Annotated in this window: 17 protein-coding genes; 8 read left to right on the forward strand and 9 right to left on the reverse strand. The window is 73.2% G+C overall.

The features are described 5' to 3' along the window. Positions 1–64: 64 nt before the first annotated feature. The gene (secA, locus tag ACYVGT_RS15300) at positions 65–2,974 is read right to left on the reverse strand and encodes a preprotein translocase subunit SecA (RefSeq protein ID WP_460858648.1); all 2,910 of its coding nucleotides are present in this window, start codon (positions 2,972–2,974) and stop codon (positions 65–67) included. A 203-nt stretch (positions 2,975–3,177) separates the two neighbouring features. Between secA and ACYVGT_RS15305 the strand changes: the two genes are divergently transcribed. Next, positions 3,178–3,552 (forward strand): hypothetical protein, encoded by a 375-nt coding sequence (locus ACYVGT_RS15305; protein ID WP_460858651.1) that lies wholly within the window; start codon positions 3,178–3,180, stop codon positions 3,550–3,552. 255 nt (positions 3,553–3,807) lie between these two features. Here the strand turns inward: ACYVGT_RS15305 and hpf are convergent, their stop codons facing one another. The 7 genes from hpf to mtrA all read right to left on the reverse strand — a co-directional run bounded on the left by hpf (position 3,808) and on the right by mtrA (position 11,306). Continuing rightward, positions 3,808–4,482, reverse strand: coding sequence for a ribosome hibernation-promoting factor, HPF/YfiA family (gene hpf, locus ACYVGT_RS15310; RefSeq protein ID WP_460858653.1), 675 nt, complete (start codon positions 4,480–4,482; stop codon positions 3,808–3,810). A gap of 774 nt (positions 4,483–5,256) precedes the next feature. Beyond that, positions 5,257–5,697, reverse strand: a complete 441-nt coding sequence (locus ACYVGT_RS15315) for a MarR family winged helix-turn-helix transcriptional regulator (protein ID WP_460858655.1) — start codon at positions 5,695–5,697, stop codon at positions 5,257–5,259. Next, positions 5,694–6,074 (reverse strand): hypothetical protein, encoded by a 381-nt coding sequence (locus tag ACYVGT_RS15320; protein ID WP_460858657.1) that lies wholly within the window; start codon positions 6,072–6,074, stop codon positions 5,694–5,696. The genes ACYVGT_RS15315 and ACYVGT_RS15320 overlap by 4 nt, the downstream gene beginning before the upstream one ends. A 230-nt stretch (positions 6,075–6,304) precedes the next feature. Continuing rightward, positions 6,305–6,952, reverse strand: a complete 648-nt coding sequence (locus ACYVGT_RS15325; RefSeq protein WP_460858659.1) for a ComF family protein — start codon at positions 6,950–6,952, stop codon at positions 6,305–6,307. A gap of 76 nt (positions 6,953–7,028) precedes the next feature. Further along, the gene (locus ACYVGT_RS15330; protein WP_460858661.1) at positions 7,029–8,897 is read right to left on the reverse strand and encodes an LpqB family beta-propeller domain-containing protein; all 1,869 of its coding nucleotides are present in this window, start codon (positions 8,895–8,897) and stop codon (positions 7,029–7,031) included. Then, positions 8,894–10,618, reverse strand: a complete 1,725-nt coding sequence (gene mtrB / locus ACYVGT_RS15335; RefSeq protein WP_460858663.1) for an MtrAB system histidine kinase MtrB — start codon at positions 10,616–10,618, stop codon at positions 8,894–8,896. The genes ACYVGT_RS15330 and mtrB overlap by 4 nt, the downstream gene beginning before the upstream one ends. A 10-nt stretch (positions 10,619–10,628) precedes the next feature. Beyond that, complete coding sequence (gene mtrA / locus ACYVGT_RS15340; protein WP_460858665.1) at positions 10,629–11,306, reverse strand: MtrAB system response regulator MtrA; 678 nt, start codon at positions 11,304–11,306, stop codon at positions 10,629–10,631. Between the two features lie 380 nt (positions 11,307–11,686). Here mtrA and ACYVGT_RS15345 point away from each other — a divergent pair, with 380 nt between their 5' ends. From ACYVGT_RS15345 to ACYVGT_RS15370, 6 genes are all read left to right on the forward strand, one after another. Next, on the forward strand, positions 11,687–13,096 hold the full coding sequence (locus ACYVGT_RS15345) for a glycerophosphoryl diester phosphodiesterase membrane domain-containing protein (protein WP_460858667.1): 1,410 nt from the start codon (positions 11,687–11,689) through the stop codon (positions 13,094–13,096). Next, positions 13,093–13,779, forward strand: a complete 687-nt coding sequence (locus ACYVGT_RS15350) for a DUF4129 domain-containing protein (protein ID WP_460858669.1) — start codon at positions 13,093–13,095, stop codon at positions 13,777–13,779. Before ACYVGT_RS15345 ends, ACYVGT_RS15350 begins: the two co-directional genes overlap by 4 nt. Beyond that, the gene (locus tag ACYVGT_RS15355; protein ID WP_460858671.1) at positions 13,776–15,035 is read left to right on the forward strand and encodes a DUF4350 domain-containing protein; all 1,260 of its coding nucleotides are present in this window, start codon (positions 13,776–13,778) and stop codon (positions 15,033–15,035) included. Before ACYVGT_RS15350 ends, ACYVGT_RS15355 begins: the two co-directional genes overlap by 4 nt. A 91-nt stretch (positions 15,036–15,126) precedes the next feature. After that, positions 15,127–16,113, forward strand: coding sequence for an AAA family ATPase (locus ACYVGT_RS15360; RefSeq protein ID WP_460858673.1), 987 nt, complete (start codon positions 15,127–15,129; stop codon positions 16,111–16,113). Positions 16,114–16,329: 216 nt separating this feature from the next. After that, complete coding sequence (locus ACYVGT_RS15365; protein WP_460858676.1) at positions 16,330–17,634, forward strand: DUF58 domain-containing protein; 1,305 nt, start codon at positions 16,330–16,332, stop codon at positions 17,632–17,634. A gap of 2,439 nt (positions 17,635–20,073) precedes the next feature. After that, complete coding sequence (locus ACYVGT_RS15370) at positions 20,074–22,143, forward strand: tetratricopeptide repeat protein (RefSeq protein ID WP_460858678.1); 2,070 nt, start codon at positions 20,074–20,076, stop codon at positions 22,141–22,143. Positions 22,144–22,216: 73 nt separating this feature from the next. On the opposite strand, the gene ACYVGT_RS15375 is transcribed toward ACYVGT_RS15370, so the two are convergent. Then, on the reverse strand, positions 22,217–23,212 hold the full coding sequence (locus ACYVGT_RS15375; RefSeq protein ID WP_460858681.1) for a stage II sporulation protein M: 996 nt from the start codon (positions 23,210–23,212) through the stop codon (positions 22,217–22,219). Between the two features lie 142 nt (positions 23,213–23,354). On the opposite strand from ACYVGT_RS15375, the gene ACYVGT_RS15380 reads away from it, so the two are divergent. Continuing rightward, entirely contained in the window at positions 23,355–24,149 is a 795-nt protein-coding gene (locus ACYVGT_RS15380; protein WP_460858683.1) for an RDD family protein, read from the forward strand. Positions 24,150–25,659: the final 1,510 nt, after the last annotated feature.

The raw sequence follows: 25,659 nt of genomic DNA on the forward strand, positions 1-25,659 counted from the left end.
CCGGTCGCACGCGACCGGCCCCCGCCCCTGGATGCGGCCCCGCTGAGCGCGGGGCCGCCGGAGATCACTTGTTCTTCGGGTCTCCGTGGCACTTCTTGAACTTCTTGCCCGAGCCGCAGGGGCACGGCGCGTTCCGCGGCGTACCGGCGTAGGAGTCGCCGGCCGTCTCGGTGCGCTTGGTGACCGTGCCGTCCTCGGACGGGGCGGTGTACTGCAGCCGGCCGGCCGCGCCCTCGTCCTCGAAGCCCGGAACGACGACCTCTTCGGCGGCAGCCGCCTCCGCGGCCGCGTCCTCGGACGCGGCGGACTCGTCCTCGTCCGCCTTCTCGGCGTCGCCGTCCCCGGAGCCTGCGTCCTCGCCCTCGTCGACCGCCTCCCTGGTGGCGACGGCCGTGGCCGAACCCGAGCCGTTCGCCGAGACCGCCACCGCGGTGGCGGCGGCCGAGGCCGCGGTCAGGCCCTCCTGCTGCTCCTTCGGCTTGACCTGCACCTCAACGCTGTAGAGGTGGCGGACGGAGTCCTCCTTGATGCCGGCGAGCATCTCCTGGAACATGTCGAAGCCCTCGCGCTGATACTCGATCAGCGGGTTGCGCTGCGCCATGGCCCGGAGGCCGATGCCCTCCTGGAGGTAGTCCATCTCGTAGAGGTGCTCGCGCCACTTGCGGTCCATGACCTGCAGGACGACGCGGCGCTCCACCTCGCGCATGGCCTCTTCGCCGATCTCCTCCTCGCGCTTGGCGTAGGCGGCGTGCGCGTCCTCGCGGACCCGCTCGGAGAGGAGTTCCGCGGTGATCGAGCCGATCCCGCCGTTCTCGTCGATGAACTCGTCGACGGTGAACCCGATCGGGTAGAGCTGCCGGAACGCGTTCCACAGCTTGTCCAGGTCCCAGTCGTCGGAGTCGCCCTCGGCCGTGGCGGAGCGGACGTAGCCGTCCAGCACGTCGTCGATGAAGCCTTCGACCTGCTCCTGCAGGTCCTCGCCCTCGAGTACCTTCTTGCGCTCGGCGTAGATCACCTTGCGCTGCCGGTTGAGGACCTCGTCGTACTTGAGGACGTTCTTCCGGATCTCGAAGTTCTGGCTCTCCACCTGCCCCTGGGCGCTCTGGATCGCCTTGGTGACGACACCCGACTCGATGGGCTGGTCGTCGGGGAAGTTGGTGCGCTCCATGATCATCTCGACCCGGGCGCTGTTGAACATGCGCATCAGGTCGTCGCGCAGCGACAGGTAGAACCGGGACAGGCCGGGGTCGCCCTGGCGGCCGGAGCGGCCGCGGAGCTGGTTGTCGATGCGCCGCGACTCGTGCCGCTCGGTGCCGAGCACGTACAGGCCGCCCGCTTCGACGACCTCCTCGTGCTCGCTGCTCACGGCCTCCTCGGCCTTCTCCAGCGCCTCGGGCCAGGCCGCCTCGTACTCCTCCGGAGTCTCCAGCGGGTTGAGGCCGCGCTCCTGCAGCTCCTCGTCGGCCATGAACTCGGCGTTGCCGCCGAGCATGATGTCGGTACCGCGGCCGGCCATGTTGGTGGCGACCGTGACGCCGCCGAGCCGGCCGGCCCGCGCGATGATCGCGGCCTCTCGGGCGTGGTTCTTGGCGTTCAGGACCTCGTGCGGGACGCCCTGGCGCTTCAGCAGCTTGGAGAGGTACTCGGACTTCTCCACGCTGGTGGTGCCGACCAGGACCGGCTGGCCCTTCTCGTGCCGCTCCGCGAGGTCCTCGACGATCGCGTCGAACTTGCCTTCCTCGTTCTTGTAGACGAGGTCGCGCTCATCGTCGCGCACCATCGGGCGGTTGGTCGGGATCGGGACCACGCCGATGCTGTAGGTCTGGTTGAACTCGGCCGCCTCCGTGGTGGCCGTACCGGTCATGCCGGCGAGCTTGTCGTAGAGGCGGAAGTAGTTCTGCAGCGTGACCTTGGCGAGGGTCTGGTTCTCGTCCTTGATCTGGACGCGCTCCTTGGCCTCGATGGCCTGGTGCATGCCCTCGTTGTAGCGGCGGCCGCGCAGCACGCGCCCGGTGAACTCGTCGACGATGAGGACCTCACCGTCCTTGACGATGTACTCCTTGTCCTTGCGGTACAGCTCCTTGGCCTTGACCGCGTTGTTCAGGAAGGACACCAGGGGCGTGTTCGCCGGCTCGTAGAGGTTCTCGATGCCGAGCTCGTCCTCGACCTTGGCGACACCGGCCTCGTTGATGCCGATGGTGCGCTTCTTCTCGTCGACCTCGTAGTCGGTGTCGCGGCGCAGCCGCGGCGCGAGCTTCGCAAACACCTCGTACCAGCGCGAGTTCTGCTGGGCCGGTCCGCTGATGATCAGCGGGGTGCGGGCCTCGTCGATGAGGATCGAGTCGACCTCGTCGACGATGGCGAAGTTGTGGCCGCGCTGGACCAGCGCGTCCATCGACAGCGCCATGTTGTCGCGCAGGTAGTCGAAGCCGAACTCGTTGTTGGTGCCGTAGGTGATGTCGGCGGCGTAGGCTGCGCGCCGGGCCTCCGGCTTCATGTCCGGGCTGATCACGCCGACCTCGAGGCCGAGCAGCCGGTGGATGCGGCCCATCGACTCGGCGTCGCGGCGGGCGAGGTAGTCGTTGGTGGTGACGACGTGGACGCCCTTGCCGGACAGCGCGTTGAGGTAGACCGGGAGGGTGGAGGTCAGCGTCTTGCCCTCACCGGTCTTCATCTCGGCGATGTTGCCGAGGTGGAGGGCGGCACCGCCCATGAGCTGGACGTCGAAGTGCCGCTGGCCGAGGGTGAGCTGGGCGGCGCGGCGCACCGTCGCAAACGCCTCCGGCAGGAGGTCGTCCAGCGTCTCGCCGTCCTCAAGGCGCTTGCGGTACTCGTCGGTCAGTTCCCGCAGCTCAGCCTCTTCGAGGTCGGCGAAGTCCTCCTCGATCGAGTTGATCTGGTCCGTCAGCTTCTTGAGCTTGCGCAGGATCTTGCCTTCCCCCGCGCGGAGGACCTTGTCGAGTATGCCTGGCACGTGCTATGCGCTCCTCGCGAATCGGGGCCCGCGTCCGGAGGCGGGACGGAGTCCTTGACCCCCATCGTTCCATCCTAGGCGAGCCTATTGCCCCGCCGCCGCGGTCGCACCGAGTACGGCGCTGAGCACGGGCGGTTCGTCCGTTTGGCCGGGACGACACCGGAAATCTCAATTCATGAGGACCACTGCTGAGGGGGGCCGCCATGAGCGAGGTCCAGGGGAACGGATCGTCCGCGAGTGTCGAATACTACATCCGGGGCTATCAGGACGAGGGCGGGCGCTGGGCACCGGCCCCCGAACACCGCGGCCGCACGGTCAGCTGGCTGGGGGTGGGCATGATCCTGGCCGGCTCGGCGGCGATCGGCATCGGCATGGTGCTGGGCGCGGTGTGGCTGTGGGTGCTCGGCCTCGTCGCGGCGGTGGTCGGCGGCGCGCTGTGCGCGGTGACCGACATCTTCCTCGACGTCGTGCTGGACGAGCCGCGCAAGCACTCCGAGGAGCCGCACGCCACGCCGCTCCACCGGATCAAGGACCGCGACAAGGCGGTGGCGTCGGCCTCGTCGGCCGCCGCCCGCTGACCGCCCGCTGCCGGTGCGGCAGCGCACCCGACACACGCAAGAGCGGGGCGGCATCCCATCCCGGGGTGCCGCCCCGCTGCCGGTCCGGGGGGGGAGCACGTGGCCGGTGCCGGGCGCGGGGCGGGCGGTGCAGGCGCGCGCGGCCCGACAGGGGTCCGCGCGCGCCCCCGGCGGTGCGGGGGCGCGCGGGCGGAGCTGCGGCTGGGGCGTGCCGGGTGACGGCTGCCCGGCCGTGCGCCACCCACCCGGCACGCCCTAGTCGACGAGCCGCATCACGCCGTAGTTGAAGCCCTTGCGCCGGTAGACGACGCTCGGCGCGTTCGCGTCCTCGTCGTGGAAGAGGTAGAAGTCGTGGCCGACCAGTTCCATCTCCATGAGGGCCTGGTCGATGCTCATCGGCTTCGCCGAGTGGAACTTCTCCCGCACCACCACGGGCCCGTCGCCCTGGGTGTCGAGCTCGACGATGTCGTCGTCGAAGCGGCTCTGCCCGGCTGCCGACGCGTCGCCGTCGACGGTGCCGGCCGCACCGGAGCCGCTGGCCGGGGACGGCACGGCGGCCGCGGGGGCTGCCTCTGCGGCGAGCGCGGCGGTGGCGTCGGCGACCGAGACGGGGGTGCGGCCGCTCTTGCTGACCTTGCGGCGGTCGGCGGCCTTGCGAAGCCGCGCTTCAATCCGCTCCACCGCGAGGTCGAGCGCGCCGTAGCGGTCGTCGGCGGACGCCTCGCTGCGGATCACGGGCCCGGTGGAGTGGATGGTGAGTTCGATCCGCTCGCTCTGCGCCGCCTGGCGCGGGTTCCGTTCGCGGGAGACCTCGACATCGATCTCCATGCCCTTCTTCTCCCACTTGGAGAGCTTGGCGAGCTTGGTTTCGACGTGGTCGCGGAACCGGTCGCTGATCTCCGTGCGCCGCCCCTTGACGATGATGTCCACAAGACCCCCTTCATCGCCCGGCCGCCGAACCCCGGCGGGCCGGGCCGTCGTCACGCCCTCCGCGGGGCGGAGGGCTTCGCTCCGGGTCTTCCTCCTTCCGTCCGCCCCTGGAGGGGCGGGCCGCTTCGCCATCCGTATACCCAGCTGACGGCCGTGATCACGCGGCTGCGGGGTGGGCAAACAGCCGGACCGCGGCGCGCATCGGCGGGCCGCATCCGGGTAGGCCTGGACAGAGGTGTGCCCTGGAACCCAGGGACATGCCACCCGCCCGGCCGACCTGGTCTTCGTCCCCACATCCGCCTGCTGAGGGATCCGCCGCTTCGAGTGCGACTACTGCCCTTCTCTCGCTCCCGAGGGACATCTGGACCCTCTGCGAGGCAGGTCTTACCTCTAAGGCGCACCGTGATCGGTCGACGAAAAGTCGCCTTACGTGGGCCGTTTCGCCTGCGCCTGGCATCGGCTTGCCGGCCGTACGCGCCACTGCCGTCAGCAGCGGAGCGACCGGCGCAACCACGGACCCGGGCGGGTGCCATGCACGAACGCTAACCCGATATCCCCCTCTTGTCAGGTGGCGCTCGCCCAGCGATCCGCCGCCCCTCCCCGCCAGACCCCCGCCGTCCGCGTACTCCCAGCTCACCGGACGGGAACGGCAATGCCGATCCCGTAGCCGATCTTGGCCCCCTCTTGGCGCCCGCACCAGTTCCCCACCAGGCGGGATCCCCCTTCAGGCGGGTGTCCGAAGCCACTCGCCCGCCCCGGGGAGAGCGCGGCGGATCATCGGCCGATCACGGAGGACCGGGCGACGAGGTCAGCCATCGCGCTCTGGAAATCGGCCCGCCGCCGGCGGCTCCATCCCGCGGTCAGCTCGTCGAACACGCGCTCCTGCCATTCGTGCGCGCGCTCCAGGGCGGTGTACCCGGCGGGCGTGACCGCGGCTTCGCGCCTGCGCCCGTCCGCCGGCACTCTCGCCATCGTCAGGTAGCCGGCGTCCACCGCGCTCCGGATGAGCCGCGACGCACCGCTCTGGTCGATACCGACCTCGTCCGCCACCGCGTTGACGGTCGCGGGTACCTCGCGCCCGGCCAGTGCCGCCGCGGCTTCGGTCACTGCGACGAGCCGCCCCTGTTCCCCGATGGACGCGTCACCGGCGGTCGGACGGCGGGACCAGTGCCGGACGAAGCTGAACAGGGCCTGCCCCGGGCCCGGTGCGCTCATTCGGTCGCGGCCAGTTCGCGGCAGATGACGGCCAGATCCAGGGCGGAGCCCAGGTCCGGCAGCCGCAGTGCCGCGGTGACCTTCGCGTCCGCAACGCGGAACACCGTAGCCACGCGGCTGGGGGCCGGGCTCTCGGGCCACGTGGCGTCCTGCTCGACCACCATCAGCCGCTCGCTGACCGGGTGCCACGAGCGCGGCACCAGCCGGATGCCCGACCGCTCGACCCACCCGGCGAACTGGTCCGGTGAGATCGGCCCCGCTCCCTTCGGACCGAGCACGACGATCGGATCCCCGACAGCCGACGACGCGCGGCGGAGGTCCCCGGCGTTGACACCTGCGTGCCACTCGCTGACTGCCTGCTCCAACAGCGGTTCCATCCGCCAAATATATGCGAAACGCATACGTTTGGGAGCGGACCGCAGGCCCGCGCGCTGGGGCGTGTTCGGTGGCGGGCGTCTGCCGCGATCGGTGTCGGCGGTGCGCCGTCGCACGGCAGGCGAGGGAGTCCGGGGCCCGCTGTTCCCGCCTCCCCTCCCCGACTTCGGAGAACGCCGTGCGGGGCGTGCCAGGGCGATACGCAGCCGGACAGCTGCCCGCCCGGCGCGCCCTAGCGCTCCACCAGGACCGCAGCCCCGAGCACCGGGATTCCGGCGGCTCTCAGGGCACGGGCGGCTTCGGCCAGGGTGGCGCCGGTGGTGACGACATCGTCGACCAGCAGCACGGGGCCGGGAGGGGCGCGGCGGAGTTCCAGGGCACCGGACAGGTTGCGGCGGCGGGCGCCGCGGTCGAGGCCGACTTGGTCGGCGACGGCGCGGCCGTGGCGGAGGACCGGGGCCCAGGGCAGCGGCGGGGTCCAGCGCGCTGCGGCCCGGCGGACGAGGAGCGCGACCGGGTCGTAGCCCCGGGCGCGTACGCCGCGCCGGCGTGCGGGGACCGGGACCAGTACCGGCGGAGAGCGGGCAGCCGGACCCGCTGTTCCGAGGGCCGCCCGGCCCGCCGCGGCGAGCCGGAGCGAGAGCGGTGCCGCCAGGCGGCGCCGGCCGCGCTTGAAGGCGAGGAGGAGGGCGCGGTCGGGCCCGGTGTAGCGGCCGGCGGCCCACACGGGCGGGCAGCCGGAGCGGGCCGCGCAGCGGTGCGGCCGGGGGGCGAGGCCGGCCGCGCACTCAGCGCAGACGGTCCCGCCGGGGGTGCCGCAGGCTGCGCAGCACTCTCCGAGGAGAAGGGCGAGGGCCTGGTGGAGCGGATGGGCCTGCATACCGGCCACGGTCCGCTACCGCGCACTCCGCTGCCAGAGGGGTCCGCCGATCTGTGCAGAACCGGCGCCCCGCGGGTCAGCCGGGGAAGACCGGGTCCGTGCCCTCGGTGCCGCGCTGCCACAGCACGCGGTCGCTGGTCAGCCAGAGCTGGTCGTCCTCGCCGGACGCGATGAGCGGGCGCTCGGGCGCGGCCGCGATGGTGTCGGCGGCGGCCACGTTGCCCACTGACGTCGGCTCGGTACCGCCGTCCAGCGGCACGAGGTAGCCCCGCATCGGGCCGCCGGACCGGCTGGCCAGCGCCGCCAGCTGGTCGGCGCCCCGCCACGCCACGTCGGCGACCGTGCCGATCTCGCCGGCCAGCGGCAGGAACGACTCCAGCGCAGCGCCACCGCCGTCCCGGACCACCCGGCCGACGACCAGCTCCCCGGCGGCGCCGCCCGCGGAGGTCACCGCGGCCACGCGGGTCCCGTCCCGCGACACGCGCAGCTGGGCGACGGACCGGTCGTCCAGGGCCGGCGCCGCCACCTCCTCGGGGTCGGTGCCGTCGCGCACCCGCCACACGCGGGTGCCCTCGGACTCCTCGCTGCCGTCGTCGGCGTCGGCGCCTTCGCCGGCCGATTCGCGTGCTCCGCCGCCGTCGGCGTCCTCGTCCTCGTCCTCGTCTCCGCCGTCCTCGCGGACCGTCTCGCTCACCCACAGGTCCCCGAAGGGGTCCCAGGACACCGACGTGTAGTCGCCGCCCTCCAGCACGGTGTCCGACGGGCCGCCGGCCGCGGGCCCGGTGGTGACGCTGCTGCCGTCGCTCTCGATCGCGGCGTAGTACTCCTCGTCGAGCGAGACGGCGTACTCGCTCGGCCCCGCGTCCGCGGCCAGCAGCCCCGGCACCTGCTCCACCTGCTCGCCGATGTCCTCCTCGTCGGCGGCCATGCTCCACAGCCGGCCGTCGCGCAGGAAGTAGGCGTCCAGGTCCGTGGAGCCGGACGGGTCGACCGAGTCCCAGTCCGCGGCGTCGGTCTGCAGGTTCTGGTCCTCGTCACCCGGGATGCGCGTCTCCTCGCCGCCGACCCGCAGCAGGACCTCCTGCACCTCGGGCAGCTGCTTCAGGGTCCAGCCGAGCTGGGCCTCCATGCCGAACTTCTCGGCCTGGCCGGAGTCGACGCCGCTCAGTTCCACCACCACGGTGCCCCCGTCGAACGCGACGTCGGCGGTCGCGCCCTCCGGGAACGCCGATCCGACGGCCGGCTCCAGCCACGACGTGGGGCCCGCGACGAGCTTCTTGGCCAGCCGGGTGGCCACCTCGTCCGAGGTGACCGGCAGGAACACCGGGTCGGGCACCAGCGTGCTGGCGGAGGTGTTGAAGAAGTACAGGTTGAGCGGCCGGTAGACGCGGTCGACGTCGGCGCGCGACAGGATGAGCTGGTCGGGCAGCTCGGTGATGCGCCACTCGCCGTCGCCGTCGCGCTCCAGTTCGAAGCTGACGTCGATGATGTCGCTGCCGTTGCCGCTCACGTACTGGCCGTCCGGGCGGATGACGGCCGCCTCCGGAGTCCGCATCCGCACGGTGGCGGAGGTGTCGTCGGCGTTGGTCTCCACGTCGAGGGAGACCGCGTCCGGAGTCTCGTAGATGCGCGCGGAGTCGTCCGGTGACCAGTCGGCGCGCTGCTCGGACATGAGGAACCGCCGCGCGGCCGCGTGGTTCTCCTCGAAGCTCGCCATGTCCTTGAGGAAGCCGGTGATCAGCCCTTCCTCGCCGACGCCCGGCTGCGGGCCGACCGGCAGCATGCGGACATAGCCGTCGTAGGGGTCCGGCGACTCGCCGCCCCGGTCCGCCTCCACGATCGGGCCGCCCGACGGGACGGCCGCGCATCCGCTCACCAGCAGCGCGGCCAGGCCCAGCGCGGCGCCGGCCCGGCCGGTACGCGCGCGTGCGCGGTGTGTCCTCATGCCCCCTCCCCGGTGGCGGGCGCCGCCGGGCCCGGGGCGGGTGCGGCGACGCGGTTCGGCAGCGACTTCTCCGGCGGCACCAGCGGCAGCGGCGAGCCGCGCAGCTCGGCTCCGGCCCGGCGCGGCAGCGAGAGCCGGAACTGCGATCCCCGGCCGATCTCGCCCCAGGCCTGCAGCCAGCCGCCGTGCAGCTGCGCGTCCTCCTTGGCGATGGACAGGCCCAGGCCGGTACCGCCGGTGGTGCGGGCCCGGGCCGGGTCGGCGCGCCAGAAGCGGTCGAAGCAGAGGTGCTCCTGGCCTTCTTTGAGCCCGACGCCGAAGTCGCGCACGGCGACCGCGACGGCGTCCCGGTCGCCGGCCGCGGTGACCACGACGTCGCGCCCCTCGCTGTGCTCGATGGCGTTGACCACGAGGTTGCGCAGGATCCGGTTGATGCGGCGGGTGTCGTACTCCGCCGTGCAGGGCTCGGCAGGCAGCCGCAGCACGACCTTGATGCCGCGCTTCTCGGCGATCTGCTCGGACTCCCCGACGGCTTTGAGGACGGCGTCGCGCACGTCGGCCGACTCCACGGCCAGGGTCGCGGCGCCGGCGTCGTACCTGCTGATCTCCAGCAGGTCGGCGAGCAGCTCTTCGAACCGCTCCAGCTGGCCCTGCAGCAGCTCCACCGAGCGCCCCATCGTCGGGTCGAGCGATGCGCGGTCGTCGTAGAGCAGGTCGCCGGCCATCCGGATGGTGGTCAGCGGGGTGCGCAGCTCGTGCGAGACGTCGGAGACGAACTGGCGCTGCGCCTGGGAGAGCTCCTCCAGCTCCTGGATCTTCTCCTGCAGGTTGCCGGCCATCTCGTTGAAGGAGACGGCCAGCCGCGCGAGGTCGTCGGCGCCGCGCACCTCCATCCGCTCGTTCAGGTCGCCCTCGGCGAGCCGCTCGGCCGAGCCGGCGGCGGCCCGCACCGGGCTCACCACCTGCCGGGTGACCAGGTAGGCGATGACGCCGAGCACGAGGCAGAGCAGGGTGGCCACGAAGTACAGGGTGTTCTGGACGAGGTCCAGGATCTGCTGCTCGTGGGTGAGGGGGAAGACGTAGTAGAGCTCGTAGGCGTGCGACAGCGGGGCGCCCACGACCAGGCCGGGCTCGTTCTCGCCGCGGTCCCGCTGGATCGTGGTGTAGGTCCAGTAGGAGGAGTCCATGGAGCCGGCGGACTGCACGCGCTCGCGCAGCCGGTCGGGCACGGTGTCCTCGCGGATGCCGCCCGCCACCCAGCCGGACGAGCCGTCCACGCTGGGCAGGATCATCGCCTCGTAGGTACCGGAGGTGCCGCTGCCGCCGGTGAGCTGCTCGACGATGTCGGAGAGCTGCTTGTCCCGGTCGACCGGCTGGTCGCCGTCCTGCAGCTCGCTGAGCGCGGTGCTCAGGCCCGAACCGTGGTCGCTGACCGCGGCTTCGCGCTGCGCCTCCAGCAGCCCGCTGCGGACCTGCTGGACGAGGAAGAACCCGAGGACGGCCGCCACCGCCATCGAGATGAGCAGGGTGCTGGTGACCACCCGCAGCTGGAGCGATCCGCGCCAGCGCTGGTGGACGCTGCGGACGAGCCAGCGCGCGGCGCGCTGGGCCGCGTGGTAGCCGCGCAGAAGCCGACCGGTCAGCCCGCGCCGCGGCGGGCCGTCCGAGTCGGCGGTCTCCGGCCCGGCGCCGTCCGGCACCGGGCCCCTTCTGCGGGCCATGGGGGTGTCCTCAGACCGTGCCGGCCTTGTAGCCGACACCGCGCACGGTCACCACGACCTCGGGGTGCTCCGGGTCCTTCTCGATCTTCGCGCGCAGGCGCTGCACGTGGACGTTGACCAGGCGGGTGTCGGCGGCGTGCCGGTAGCCCCACACCTGCTCCAGGAGCACCTCGCGGGTGAACACCTGGCGCGGCTTGCGGGCCAGCGCCACCAGCAGGTCGAACTCGAGCGGGGTGAGGCTGATCTGCTCGCCGTCGCGGCGCACCGAGTGGCCGGCGACGTCGATGGTGATGTCGCCGATCTGCAGCACCTCGGGGGCGGGCTCCTCGGTGCGGCGCAGCCGCACCCGCAGCCGCGCCACGAGCTCCTTGGGCTTGAACGGCTTGACCACGTAGTCGTCGGCACCGGACTCCAGGCCCAGCACGACGTCGATGGTGTCGCCCTTGGCGGTGAGCATCACGATGGGCACGCCCGACTCGGCGCGGATCTGCCGGCAGACGTCGATGCCATCGGTGCCCGGCAGCATGAGATCGAGGAGCACCAGGTCCGGCTTGGTCTCCCGGAAGGCGTCCAGGGCCTTGTCCCCGTCGTGCACGAACGTGGGCTCGAACCCTTCGCCTCTGAGCACAATGCCCAGCATCTCGGCGAGTGCGGGGTCGTCGTCGACGACCAGTACGCGTCCCTTCATCAATGCATCCGGCGCCCGGTCCACGGCGCCCCGCTTCAGGGCGCAGAACCCGGCACCTTCTCCTTTCTGGACACTTGTGCGGCGAACAGCGGTCACATCTGCCGGGGTCCCTGGCGGGAGCCGTAGTCCCACCCCACCTTGCCATCCCCCGCCACTCGCGGCGGGGTTTCGGCGATGGATGCCGCTGGTCGCCCGCGGCGCGCGTGACTTGGTCGGGAGATAACCGAAAGCATACAAAACGAACGACCCGAACGAGCGGGCCGAGCGCCGCGGACCGGTGCGCACCTCCGCGGCCGCCCGCCCCGAACGCCCGCCCATGCACTGATCTGGCATAGCGTGGGCATTCCCACGCGGGCCAGGCAACGACCCGGAGGAGCACCATGGCGCAGGAGCACGGACGTCCGGACGACCCGCCGGCGGGCGACGCCGGCTGGGCGGTGCCCGGGGCGGGCTCCGGCGGCACGGGCGGCCACTCCGGCAGTCCGGACGACCGGGCCGGCGAGCGCGCGGCGTGGGCCGCCCCGGGAAGCGGCTTCGACCAGGGCTGGAGCGCGCCCGGAGCCGGCAGCGGAGCCGGCCCCGGCTGGGCGCCCGGACAAGGCGGCGGCAGCTGGCAGCAGCCCGGCGCCGGTGCCTCGGGGTGGCAGCAGGGGCAGGGCTGGCAGGGAGCTCCGGGCGGCTACCCGGGCCCGCCCTGGGGGACGCCCCCGCCACCGCGCCCCGGTGTGGTGCCGCTGCGCCCGCTCACCCTCGGCGACATCCTCAACGGCGCCTTCTCCTACATCCGCGGCAACCCCAAGGCCGTGCTGGGCTTCGCGGCGCTGATCGGAGCCATCGCGTCGCTGCTGCCCGCGCTGGGCACCGGGTCGATGTTCAACAGCCTCCTCACCCTGGAGGACGCCGCGACGGGCGGAGAGCCCGTGCCCCCGCCCGAGTTCAACGAGATCTTCCCGGTCGAGGCCCTGGTGATGCTCGGCGCTTCGATCCTGGTGCAGTTCGCCGCCGGCGCCCTGCTCTCCGGTCTGCTGGCCGGGATCATCGGCATGGCCGTACTCGGCCGCAAGCTCGGCTTCAGCGAAGCCTTCGCCCTGGTGCGCCCCCGCCTGGGGGCCGTTCTCGGCGCCGTCCTGCTGATGTCGGCCGTCAACGCCGGCCTCTTCGTCCTCGGCATCGGGGGGATGGCCGGCGGAATCGCGCTCTCGGTCGTGTTCAGCGACTCGCTGCTCTGGCTGGGCGTGCTGGTCGCCATCAGCGCGCCGCTCGCCGTGGCCGTGCTCGCGGTCTTCGTCAACGTGCGGATCGCGCTGGCCGTCCCGGCGGCGGTGCTGGAGGGCGTCTCGGGCGGCGCGGCGCTGGCCCGCTCGTGGCGGCTGTCCCGGGGCTCGTTCTGGCGGCTCCTCGGCATCCTCCTGCTCACCATGGTCATCACCTCGCTGGTCAGCCAGGTCCTGAGCACGCCGTTCTCGCTGATCGGCCTGGTCGGGTCGGTCGCGGTGCCCGAACCGCAGCTCGCTGCGGTGCTGTACGCGGCCACGCTGTTCCTCGGCACGGCCGTCGCGATGATGATCACCTACCCCTTCTCCAGCGGGGTGTCGGGCCTGCTCTACGTCGACCTCCGGATGCGCCGCGAAGCGCTGGACCTGCGGCTGCGCCAGGCTGCGCAGTCCGGCTCCCCGGTCGGCCCCGAGGTCTACCTGCCGGCGTACGGCAGTGCGGCGCCGCCGCCCGCTGCTGACACGCCGCAGTGGCCGCAGCCGAACGCTCCCGGCCCTGCCGGGGGCCACCTGTGATCCCCGCTGCCGCCGCGGCAGCCGAGGTCTCCCGGGGCGAGGGAGCCCGCCTCGCACGCGAGGAGCTCGCCGACTCCGCCTACGCGGAGAGCGAGCCCGGCCTGCTTCAGCGGATCTGGGACGCCGTGCAGGAGTACCTCGCCGAGCTGCTCGGCCGGGCCGCGGGCGGCATGCCCGGCGGCTGGTGGACGCTGGCTCCGCTGCTGGTCCTGCTGGTGCTGGCCGCGGTGCTGCTCGCCGTGCGCGCGCGGCCGGGCCGCGCCCACCGGCGCAGCGGCGACCTGTTCGCCGGCTCCGCCGCGATGACCGCGGACGACCACCGCACCGCTGCGGAGCAGGCGGCCGCGGACGGCGACCACACCGCGGCCGTGCGGGAGCGGCTCCGCGCGATCGCGCTCGACCTCGAGCGGCGGGCCGTCATCCGGCCCCGGGCCGGGCGCACCGCCTCCGAGCTTGCCGCCGACGCCGCGGCCGCGCTCCCCGAGCACGGAGCCGCCCTCGGCCGCGCCGCCGACGTGTTCAACGGCGCCGTCTACGGCGGCCGAGCCGCCACCGCGGACGACTCCGCGGACTTCCGCGACCTCGACAGCGCGCTCGCCGCGGCCCGCCCCGCGCAGGAGGCCGGTGCGGATACGCCGTCCGGCGGCGCTCAGCGATCCGGAGGATGGGAGATCGGCCGGTGACCGCACTCGCCCCTGCCCCGCCGCCCGGACCGCCGGACCGCGCTGCCGGAACCGGCAGCGCGGTCACCCCCGGCCTCGGCGACCTGTGGCGCCGGTACCGGGCCGTTGCCCTCGTCGGCGCGGTGCTGGTGCTGGTGGCCCTGGCCGTGTCGCTCGGCGCCCGCCCCGAGCGCAGCGGGCCGCTCGAGCCGGAGAGCACCGAGCCCGACGGGGCGAGCGCCCTGGTCAACGTCATCGGCGAGGCCGGCGGCAGTGTGGACGTCGAGCGGTCGTCCGAGGCGGCAGCGGACACCCTCGGGGCCGGCGACTCCGCGGTGCTGTCCGCGACCCACCGGCTCTCCGCCGGCGAACTCGACCGCCTCGCCGCAACCGGCGCGCACCTCGTCGTCGTGCAGCCCACCGGGCCCGCGCTCGACGCACTCGCGCCGGGCACCGAGGTCGCCGGGAACACCGGCGACGGCACCCGGGAGCCCCGCTGCTCTGCCCCCGCCGCGGAGGCCGCCGGCGCCGCCCGCACCGGCGGCGAGACCTACACCGGCGACGACCCGGTGGCGGCCTGCTACCCCGGGGACAACGGCCACGCCGTGCTCACCGCCGAGCGCGGCAACGGTGCGCCCACCACCGTGATCGGCACCCCGGACCCGTTCACCAACGCCTACCTCGCCCGCGAAGGCAACGCCGCCCTCCTCCTCAACCTGCTGCGCAGCGGCGGAGGCGCGGCGGAAGCGGAGCGCACCGTGTGGATCATGCCCGACGTGCCCGCGGTCGGCGGGGAGAAGAGCCTCACCGACCTGCTCCCCCAGCAGCTCAAGTCGGCCCTGGTACCGCTCGGCGCAGCGCTGCTGCTGCTCGCCTTCCAGCAGGGGCGGCGCCTCGGCCCGCTCGTCCAGGAGCGGCTGCCCGTGGTCGTCCGCGCCGCGGAGACCACCGAGGGCCGCGCGCGCCTCTACGCCGGGCGCCGCGCGCGGGGCCCGGCGGCCGCCGCCCTGCGCACCGCTACCGCTGACCGCATCCGGCCCCGCCTCGGGCTCACCGCGCAGGCCGGGCCGGACGAGGTCGCCGCGGCCGTCGCGGACCGCACCGGCGGCGAACCGGAGCGCATCCGGACGCTCCTGTACGGACCGCGCCCCGCCCCCGGTGCGCCGGGCAGTGCGCCCGGGGGCCCGCTCCGGCCCGACGGCTCCGACATCGCCGGCGACTCCGACCTGGTCGCCCTCGCTGACGAGCTCGACCGGCTGGAGGAGAAGCTCCAGTGACCCCGCCCAGCGGCCGCTTCCGGGCGCCCCGCACCCGCACCACCCCACGACCTGCCGCGCCGGGCGCGGCCGACCAGCACGGAGGTATCCGGTGAGCCGACATGTGACCGGTACGACGCTGCCGAGCGCCGAGCAGGCGCGCGAGGCGCTCAGCGCCGTCCGCGCGGAGGTGGCCAAGGCCGTCGTCGGGCAGGACGAGGCGGTGACCGGCCTGGTGGTGGCGCTGCTGTGCCGCGGCCACGTGCTGCTCGAGGGTGTTCCCGGCGTCGCCAAGACGCTGCTGGTGCGTGCGCTGTCCGCGGCGCTCGCACTGGACCACAAGCGCACCCAGTTCACGCCGGACCTGATGCCGGGCGATGTCACCGGGTCGCAGATCTACGATGCCGCCTCCGGCCGGTTCGAATTCCACGCCGGACCGGTCTTCACCAGTGTCTTCCTCGCCGACGAGATCAACCGGACGCCGCCCAAGACGCAGGCGGCGCTGCTGGAGGCGATGGAGGAGCGGCAGGTGACGGTCGAAGGCTCGGCGCTGCCGCTGCCCGACCCGTTCCTGGTGGCCGCCACCCAGAACCCGATCGAGTACGAGGGCACCTACACGCTGCCGGAGGCGCAGCTCGACCGGTTCCTGCTGAAGCTCGTCGTGCCGCTGCCCGAGCGCGACGCGGAGCTCGACGTACTCACCCGGCACGCCGGCGGGTTCGACCCCTCCGACCTGGCCGCGGCCGGCGTACGGCCGGTGGCGGGCGCCGCGGAACTCCAGGCCGCGCGCCAGGCAGCAGCCGAGGTGCGCGTCTCCCCCGACGTCCTCGGCTACATCGTGGACCTGTGCCGCGCCACGCGGCAGTCGCCCTCGCTGCAGCTCGGCGCTTCGCCCCGCGGTGCAACGGCGCTGCTGCGCACCAGTAGGGCCTGGGCGTGGCTCACGGGTAGGAACTACGTCACGCCCGACGACGTGAAGGCGCTGGCCAAGGGCACGCTGCGGCACCGGGTGGCGCTGCGCCCGGAGGCCGAGCTGGAGGGCGCCTCGGCCGACGGCGTGCTCGACGGCGTGCTGAATGCGGTGCCGGTGCCGCGCTAGCCGCGGGCGGCGGGCGCTGCGGGGCGCAGGCCCCGCTGCGGCCTTGCGGGGCGCAGGCCCCGCTGCGGCCTTCTTCCCTCGCGCCGCGGCAGCTACGGAGCGGAGCGGCCGCCGGGCGGCCAGGGCCGACGTGTCCGGTTCCGGCCACGGAGGCGGCGGCTCCGGACTGCGTCCGGCGCCGCCGGGCATTCCCACGACCCGAAGGGACGGACTCTCATGGCGATCACCGGGCGCGCCGTGCTGGCGGCGTTCGCCGCGGCCGCCGTCGTGCTGGCCTCCGGAGCGCTGGGCACCTGGGCGTTCGCGGCCGCGGCGGTCGGCGCGGTGCTGCTGCTCATCGCCGCCGACCTGCTGCTGGCACCGAGCGCGCGGGGCATCGTGCTGGAGCGCTCCGGCGAGGACTCCGTCCGGCTCGGCGAAGAGGCGCCGGTCGAGCTCATCGCCGCGGCACCGTCCGGGCGGCGGCTGCGCGGCCTGGTGCGGGACGCCTGGGCGCCGAGCAGCGGCGCCGAACCGGCGCGGCACCGGATCGACGTGCCCGCCGGCGACCGGGTACGGCTGACGACGGTGCTGCACCCGCAGCGGCGCGGCGACCACGCCTCGGCCGGTGTGACGGTGCGGCTGATCGGGCCGCTCGGGCTCGCCGCGCGGCAGGCGGTGCACAGCGCGCCGTGGACCGTGCGGGTCCTGCCGCCGTTCCACAGCCGCCGGCACCTGCCGGACAAGCTCGCGCGCCTGCGCGAACTGGACGGCCGGCAGAGCGCTCTGGTGCGCGGCCAGGGCAGCGAGTTCGACTCGCTGCGCGAATACGTGTCCGGCGACGACGTCCGGTCGATCGACTGGCGCGCCACCGCGCGCCGGGACACCGTGGTGGTCCGGACCTGGCGGCCGGAGCGCGACCGGCGCCTGCTGGTGGTGCTGGACACCGGCCGCACCTCGGCGGGCCGGGTCGGTGATACGCCGCGGCTCGACCACTCGATGGACGCCGCGCTGCTCCTGGCGGCGCTGGCGGCGAAGGCGGGTGACCGGGTCGACCTGCTGGCCTACGACCGTGCCGTGCGGGCGCAGGTCCGCACGGGCGGCCGCGCCACGACACTGCCGCCGATCGTGGAGGCGCTGGCACCGCTCGAACCGTCCCTGGTCGAGTCGGACCCTGCGGGCATGGTGGCGGCGGTCCTCGGCGGACGCGACCGGTCGAGGAAGCTCGTCGTGCTGCTGACCGACCTCAACGCAACCGCTCTGGAAGAAGGGCTGCTCCCCCGGCTGTCCGCGCTGACCTCCCGCCACTTGGTCCTCGTCGCCGCGGTGCGCGACCCCTCCGTCGAGTCCATGGCCGCGGAGCGCCACGACGCCCGTTCCGTCTACCGCGCCGCCGCCGCTGAACGCTCCCTCTCCGACCGCCACCGCATCACCGCCGAACTCCGCCGCCGCGGCGTCGAAGTCGTCGACGCCACCCCCGAACACATCGCTCCGGCCCTGGCGGACGCCTACATCGCCTTGAAGGCCCAGGGACGGTTGTAAGAGGGGCAGGGGGCGGCTGCGGCGGCAGTCTTCGCTCTGTCCCACGGGTTCGGGCTCGGTATGCGGTCAGCAGTGCTGCCGGTCGCGGGATGAGGTGCAGCCAAGACAGACATGGGCGGCTTCGCCGGCAGCCTTTCCGCTCTGTCCCACCGGTTCGGGGCTCGTGTGCGGAGAGGGTTCCTGTTGTTCGTGGGGAGCGGCTGGCGCCGTAGGCTCCCGCTTCCCTGCGGCCGCCCAACCGGTGTTCATTGCGTCGGACCAGCGGAAAGCGGCAGCAACGGCGAGCCTGGGCAGGGGGCTCGGGCTGGTCGGCCGGGCGGCGGGCTGATCGCGGAGCGGGGACGGGGGGGCAAATGCCAAGAAAAAGGACACTGCAACAGGGGCCCCGCATGCCCCGCCCAAGCAAGCGCGGCCCCCTGCAGGCCCTGCACGCAGACCCCGATATCGCGCCGCACTGACCTGCACAAACACGAGGTCACGTAGCGTCGCGGTGTCCGCTTCCCGCGCACCCGCCTTTTCCGCGGCCCGATCGGCGAAAACGCGCGAGTGGCGGCCTCGCACTGCCCCGATTTGGGCGATTTGAGACAGCAGTGATCTCAGCACCCCGCGAAAAGGAACGCGCCGCGCTTCTGCGCGTGGGTCCCCAAGCCGGACACCCGCGCCCCGTCGATGACCGTTGCCCGGTTTCGCCCCCTATGTCGCCACGCAGAGTGAAAATGGCCCGGCGGATCGGCCGAGGAAGGGCCACGCATCCCGATTCCGCGCGCATTTACCGCTGAAAAGGTGGGAGTCGTGGCGCCGATGGGGTGTTACCCGGGGTTCGCGAAATACCCGCCCGCACTCGGCCCACCAGCCGCCGACCCTGCAGCTCCGCTATTCACACCAGTCACACCCGCCCCGCGCGCGCCCCACGCGCCCCTCGCGCGCCCCGCGATCAGCCCCGCGGCCCCGCCCTGTAGCCAGCCCGCGCCCGGCCGCTGCCCCGAGCTTCCGGCCACCTTCGCCGTCGCCGCCGCTTTGGCTTGTCCGACGCAATGAACACCGGAAAGTCGACTGCCGAGGTGCGGGAGCCTTCGGGTTCATCCGCCCCTGTAGTCACACCAGTCTCGCGACCAACCGACGCTCGGCCGCCTGGGTGGGCGCGAAGCGAGAGCGGGGAACAAATGACAAGAAGACGGACACTATGACGGGGCCCCTGCACGCCCCGCCCAAGCAGAAGAACTCCTCCCTCCTCTAGGCCCTGCGGAGAGCTCGATTGCACACCACGCTGAACTGCACAACGCGGGGTCACTCAGTGTGGTGATGTCTGATTCCCGCGCACCCACCTTTTCCGCGGCCCGATCGGCGAAAACGCGCGAGTTGCGGCGTCAGGATGCCCCGCTCTGGGCAATTTGAGGAAGGGGAGATTTCACCACCCCGCGGAAAGGAACGCGCCGCGCTTCTGCGCGTGGGTCCCCAAGCCGGACGCCCGCGCCCCGTCGATGACCGTTGCCCGGTTTCGCCCCCTATGTCACCACGCAGAGTGAAAATGGCCCGGCGGATCGGCCGAGGAAGGGCCACGCATCCCGATTCCGCGCGCATTTACCGCTGAAAAGGTGCCAGTCGTGGCGCCGGTGAGGTGTTACCAAGGGTTCGCGAACCACCCGTGCTTCCCCGGCCCGCCGACGGCCGACTCTCCAGCCCCGCTATTCACACCAGTCACACCCGCCCCACGCGCCCGCTCCGCGCCCTGCGAGCAGCCCCGCGGCCCCGCCCTGTAGCCAGCCCGCGCCCGGCCACCCACCCGAGGCCCCGGCCCCCCGCGCCGTCGCTGCCGTCCTTAGCTGGTCCGACGCACTGACTAACCCGCCACCCGGCCGCCCACGAGCGGGAGCCCGCAACCTCCCTCGCCGCTCCGGTCACCCCAGCCCCGCGACCAGCCGCCACCCGGCCGCCGACCCGAGGCTCCGGGCACCCTCTCGCCGTCGCCGCCGCATTTTTCGCTGGTCCGACGCACTAAACACCAGGAAGCCAGCGATAGAGAAGCGGGAGCCCTCGTCCCCAGCCACCCCAACTCCGAGACCAGCAGAATCACTGGTTGCGCACCGCTCCCGAAGCGGCGGGACAGAGCGGAAATGTCTGCCGGCTAAGCCGCCCTTGCTGTAATGCGTGAGCCCGCGCCACGGCCTGCCGCCACCCGGCCGACCCACCCGGGCCTCTGCCCGGCCGCGCCGTCGCCGCCGCTTCTCCGCTTGTCCGACGCACTGATCGTCGGGCAGCCAGCTGCAGAGGCGCGAGAGCCCTCGTCCCCAGCCGCCCCCAACCCCGCGACCAGCAGAATCACTGGTCACACGGCGCTCCTCAAGCGGCAGGGCAGAGCAGGCAAGACCGTCGGCAAAGCCGCCCTCCCCCTATACAGCAGCCGATCCTGGGCCCGCACACGCATGGCATGCTGCTCGGATGGACATCCCCCCGCGGTCCGCTGGGAACAGGGCGGGCGACGTGTATGGCGCGCTGGTGCAGGCGGGCGACGTGCATGGCGACGTGCACGTGTACGCGCCGGAGGTGCCGGAGGCAGCCGACGTTGCACTCGATCCGCCGCTGCCTGGCATGCCCGTCCGGGGGCGCGAGGAGTTGCTGGGCGCGCTGCGCGGCGAGTTGCGGGCCGGCGCGCCGGTGCATGTGCTGACCGGGCCGGGCGGGTTCGGCAAGAGCACCGCCGCGGCTGCGCTGGCCGAGCACGCGCGGTCGCTGGGGTGGACCGTGTTCTGGGTGCACTCGGACACGCTGCTGCCGGGCATGCTGGAAGCCGCCGTTGAGCTTGGCGGGTCCCGTGCCGAGGCCGAAGAGGTCGCCCGCTCGCCGCGCGCTGCCGCCCGCTGGGTGTGGCGCCGCTTCGACCGCACCGATGAGCCGTGGCTGCTGGTACTCGACGGCGCCGACCGCCCTACCGAACTCGACCCCGACCACCGCCCTGGCGAGCAGCGCGGCTGGGTGCGGTCGAGTCCGGGCGGGTTCACGCTGGTCACCAGTCGCGTTGACGACGCCGCGCTGTGGGCGCCCGCCGCTGTCCACCGGCTCGGCGTGCTCGCTCCCGGCGACGCCGCCGCAGCGCTCGCCGACCACGCCGGCGCCGCGATCCCCGACGACTCGGACGCGGACCGGCTCCCCGGAGCAGAGCAGCTCGCGGCGCGCCTAGGCGGCGTGCCGCTCGCGCTCTCGCTGGCCGGGCGCATCCTCGCCACCCACCAGCTGCTCTTCCCCGACGCGGAGGCGCTGCTCACCCATCTCGGCGACGACGCCGCCCGGCTGGACAGGCTGGCCGCGCCGCTCGGCCCCGAGCATGCCGACAGTCGGCGGACGCTGTCCGGGGTATGGGAGCTGTCGCTCCGGCTCGTCGGCGAAGAGCAGCCGCAGGCGGTCCCGCTACTGCGGCTGCTGTCGCTACTCGGCCCGCGCGGGCGGCCAGTGCCGCTGTGGCGCCTCCCGCTGTCGGCCGACAGCGTGCTCACCCTCCCCGGAGGTCCGGTGGACGCGGCAGGGTTCGCGCGGGCCGCGAACGCGCTCGCGGTGCACGGACTTCTGCGCATCACCAGCGACCCGGACGGCCGCGGGCTTGCCCTGCACCCGCTCATCGCTGAGTCGGCACGCGCCGGGATCAGCGGCGACGGCGACTCTGAGGGCGCCGATCTGGTGCGGGAGGCGGCGCGGCTACTGGACGCCAGCGGCGACCGCGACCCCCGGTTCGAGCTGCACGCCCGCACCGCCGTCGCCGCCCAGGCCGAGCGGTTTCCCGGACTCGACGCCGAATTCCGCGTCGAGGCTGGCCTCGCGGAGGTCCGCTCGCTGATCCAGCTGGGCCGGTTCGCCGACGCCGACGGCCGCGCCCGAGAGCTGCATGCGCTGGCTGGGGAAACGCTGGGGCCCGACAGCGGGACCACCCTCCAGGCGCGGCACCTCCGGATCGAATCGTGGCTCTTCCAAGAACGCGTCGACGAAGCCGAACACGCGTACCGCGTGCTGCTGGCCGACCGGCTCCGCGTGCTGGGGCCAGAGCATCCGCGGACCCTGGACACCCGCCACCAGCTCGCCATCGCGGCCGGGCTGCGCGGTGCCTGGGCAGAGGCCCGACGCCTGCACCTCGCGATCGCCGACGAGCGGCTGCGGCTGCAGGGGCCGCACGCGCGGGAAACCCTGGCGTCGATGGACGCGGTGGGCTATGCGGCGCTGCGGGCGGGCGACCTGAACGACGCCTACCTGTGGCTCATACGCGTCTACGAGGCCCGGGCAGAGCTGCTCGGCGAGCGGGACCGACTCACCACAAACTCGCTGTACAAGCTCGGGGTGCTCGCTCTGCGCCAGGACCGGATCTCGCTGGCCCGGAACGCGTTCGAGCGGGTACTCCGCAACCGCGAGCGGATACTGGGATCCGACCACCCGCAGACGCTGCTGGCCCGCGACCGCCTCAACGGCGTCCCCGTCGAGCCGCGCCGCGAGCACTACTCCGGCGGTGAAGTGAACTCCGGCTGATCCGCGAGCGGCTCTTGCCGAGGGCGTCCGGCGAAGCTCTTCGCTGGCCGGGGGCAGGCGCCGTCCTGCCGCCCTACCCCAGCGTCGGCGCCTCTTCGGGGGCGTGGGCGATGTCGCCGCGTTCGCCGGCGGCGTGGGCGCGGCGGCCGAGGGTGAAGACGTAGGCGAGGAAGAGGGCTTCGGCCGCGATGCCGATGCCGATGCGCAGCCACGTGGTGTGGACGTAGCCGGTGACCAGGCCCTCGATCAGGCCGGAGATGAAGAGCACGACGACGAGGCCGAGGGCGGCCGCCATAGCGGGGCGCGCTTCGCGGCCCAGGGCCTGGATGCGGGTGCGCGGCCCGGGGGCCACCAGGGTCCAGCCGAGCTTGAGGCCGATGCCGGCGGCGACGAACACCGCGGTCAGCTCCAGCAGGCCGTGCGGGATGATCAGGCCGAAGAACACGTCGGCCTTGCCGTGCGCGGCCATCATGCCGCCGGCCGCGCCGAGGTTGGCGCCGTTCAGGGCGAGCACGTACAGCGTCGGCACGCCGCCGAAGACGCCGAAGATCAGCGCCTGAGCGGCCGCCCACGCGTTGTTGGTCCACACCTGGGCCGCGAAGGAGGCGCCCGGGTGCTCCACGTAGTAGTTGGCGAAGTCGTGCTCGACGTAGGCGCGGATCGACTCCGGGGTGCCCATGGCCGCCATGACGCCGGGGTTCAGGGCGATCCAGGCGCCGATGGCCGTGGCGAACGCGACGGTCCCCAGCGACGTGGCGATCCACCACCAGCGCAGGCGGTAGACGACGGCCGGGAAGGTCGCCGTGAAGAACCGGCCGATGTCGCGCCAGGCCGAGCTCTCGGCGCCGATCACGGCCGCGCGGGACCGCGCGACCAGCCCGGAGAGCCGCCCGGTCAGGACCGGGTCGGCGCCGGAGGAGCGCACCAGGGAAAGGTGGGTGGACACCTTCTGGTAGAGGTCGACGAGCTCGTCGACCTCGTCGCCGCTGAGTCGCCGGCTGCGCCGGACCAGCTTTTCGAGGCGGTCCCACTCGTCCCGGTGCACGGCGGCGAATACGTCGATGTCCACGCCGCGACCCTACCGGTCCCTCCCGTGCGCGGCCGGAGGCGGCCAGCGGCGGGCCGCCGCAGACGGGGAACTTCCGGTCGGGCCCCTAGAGTTGGCAGAGCGGGGCGGTTCGCCCCGTATCCGACGAAGCGAGGGGGCGGCGGTGGTCCAGTCCGGCCAGGAGTCCTACGAGGGGCCCGCGGAGCTGGTGACCGGGGACGCGGTCGTCCTCGACCTGCGGCCCGCCGGGTTCGCGACGCGCTCGCTCGCGGTCCTGCTCGACCTCTTCGTGCAGGGCGGACTGATGGTCGGCGCCCTGCTGGCGGTGGCCGGAGTCGCCAACGGCCTCGACGCGGCGGCCGCCGCCGCAGTACAGGTCGGGATGACCGCCCTGATCATGGTCGGCTACCCGACCGCGTTCGAAACCCTCACCCGCGGCCGCTCGCTCGGCAAGTTCGCGCTGGGGCTGCGCGTGGTCGGCACCGACGGCTCACCGGAGCAGTTCCGCCAGGCACTGGCCCGGGCGCTCTGCGGCGTGGTGGAGTTCTGGCTCTCCTCGGGCGCGGTCGCACTGATCACGTCACTGCTGAATTCCGACGGCCGCCGGGTAGGCGACTTCGCGGCCGGCACCGTCGTGGTCTCGGAACGGAGCCGGGGCGGCCGCGGCGCGGACATCGAGATGCCGGAGGCGCTCGCCGGATGGGCGGCCGGCGCGGAGCTGTCCGGGCTGTCCGCCGAGACTGCGGGCATGGCGCGCCAGTACGTGCAGCGCTACGGCGAGCTCTCCGAGCAGGCCCGCTACGAGATGGGCGTGGGCATCGCCGACCAGGTTGCCCGCTCGGTCAGCCCGCCTCCGCCACCCGGTGTCTCGCCGCCCGAGTACCTGTCCGCGGTGCTCGCTGAACGCCGCCGCCGCGAGGAGCTCCGCAGCGCTCCAGACGACGCGCAGCTGCCCTAGCCACGGGGCAGGGGCTCAGGGCCGAGGGGCAACGGAGGCTTCGCCGGGGAGCCTTCTCGCTCTGTCCCGCCGCTTTGTGCTCGCTGTGTGACCAGTGATTCTGTTGGTCGCGGGTGTGGGGTGCTGGCATTACAGGCAACCTTTTGCTCTATTCCACCACTTCGGGCCCGGTATACGGCGAATGGCGCTGCTGATCAAGGGGCGCGGCACGGTTCAGGCCGAAGGCTCCCGCACCTCGGCAGTCGACTTTCCGGTGTTCATTGCGTCGGACAAGCCAAAGCGGCGGCGACGGCTCAGGGGGCCGGGGCCGCGGGTGGGCGGCCGGCTTGCGGCTGGTCGCGGGGCTGGTGTGACTGGAGGGGCGGGGGAGGTTGCGGGCTCCCGCGCGGGGGTGGCCGGGTGGCGGGTTGGTCAGTGCGTCGGACAAGCGGAAAAACGGCAGCGACGGCGAGAGTGGTCGGAAGCTCGGGGCGGTGGCCGGGCGCGGGTTTGCCACAGGGCGGGGCCGCGGGGCGGGCGAGTGGGGCGGGTGTGACTGGTGTGAGTAGAGAGGCTGGAGAGTCGGCCGCCGGCGGGCCGGGGAAGCACGGGTGGTTCGCGAACCCTTGGTAACACCCCATCGGCGCCACGACTGGCACCTTTTCGAGGGCAGATGCTCGGATAACCCGGGAGGTGCGACCGTTCCGCGGCCCGCCCACCGGGTCAGTCTCACTCTGCGTGGCGACATATCGGGCGAAACCGGGCGTCGATCACTGCCGGGGTCCGGGTGTCCGGTTCGGGGGCCCACGCGAAAGAGCGCGGCGCGTTCCTTTTCCGCGGGTTGCGAGGTCACCCCTGCCTCAAACCGCCCATAGCGGAGCATCCTGACGCCACGGCGCGCGCCTCTTCGCCGACCAGGTCGCGGAAAAGCTGAATCCGCGGGAATCAGACACCGCAACGCTGCGTAACCTCGCGTTCTGCACAGGTCCGCGGGACGCGGAAGCGGGCTCTGCGTGCAGGGTCTGCAGCGGGCCGCGCTTGCTTGGGCGGGGCGTGCAGGACCCCTGTTGCAGTGTCCTTTTTCTTGGCATTTGTCCTCTTGTCCTCGCTCCGCGATCAGCCCGCCGCCCGGCCGCCCGCCTGAGGCGCCGCCCGGCTCTGTTGTCGCTGCTGCTTTTCCGCTGGTCCGACGCACTGAATACCGGTTGGCCGGCCGCAGAGAAGCGGGAGCCTTCGGTAGCCCCCGGGCCCGCCCCGCGAACAGCAGAAGCACTGGTTGCACACAGTCCCAGCAGCAGCGGGACAGAGTGGAAGGCTGTCGGCGAAGCCGCCCTAGTCTTTATGCCGTGAGTCCCGCCCCGCGACCAGCGCCAACACTGACCGCACACACTGATGCCGAAGCGGTTGGCCAGAGCAGCCCGACTGCCGGCGAAGCCGTCCTTGTCTTGATGCCGTGAGCCCACCCCGCAACCCCGCAGGTCCCCTGGCCGCAAAGCGGTCCTGAAGCAGCGGGACGGAGCGGAAGGCCGCC

The sequence above is a fragment of the Nocardiopsis coralliicola genome, assembly GCF_054779695.1.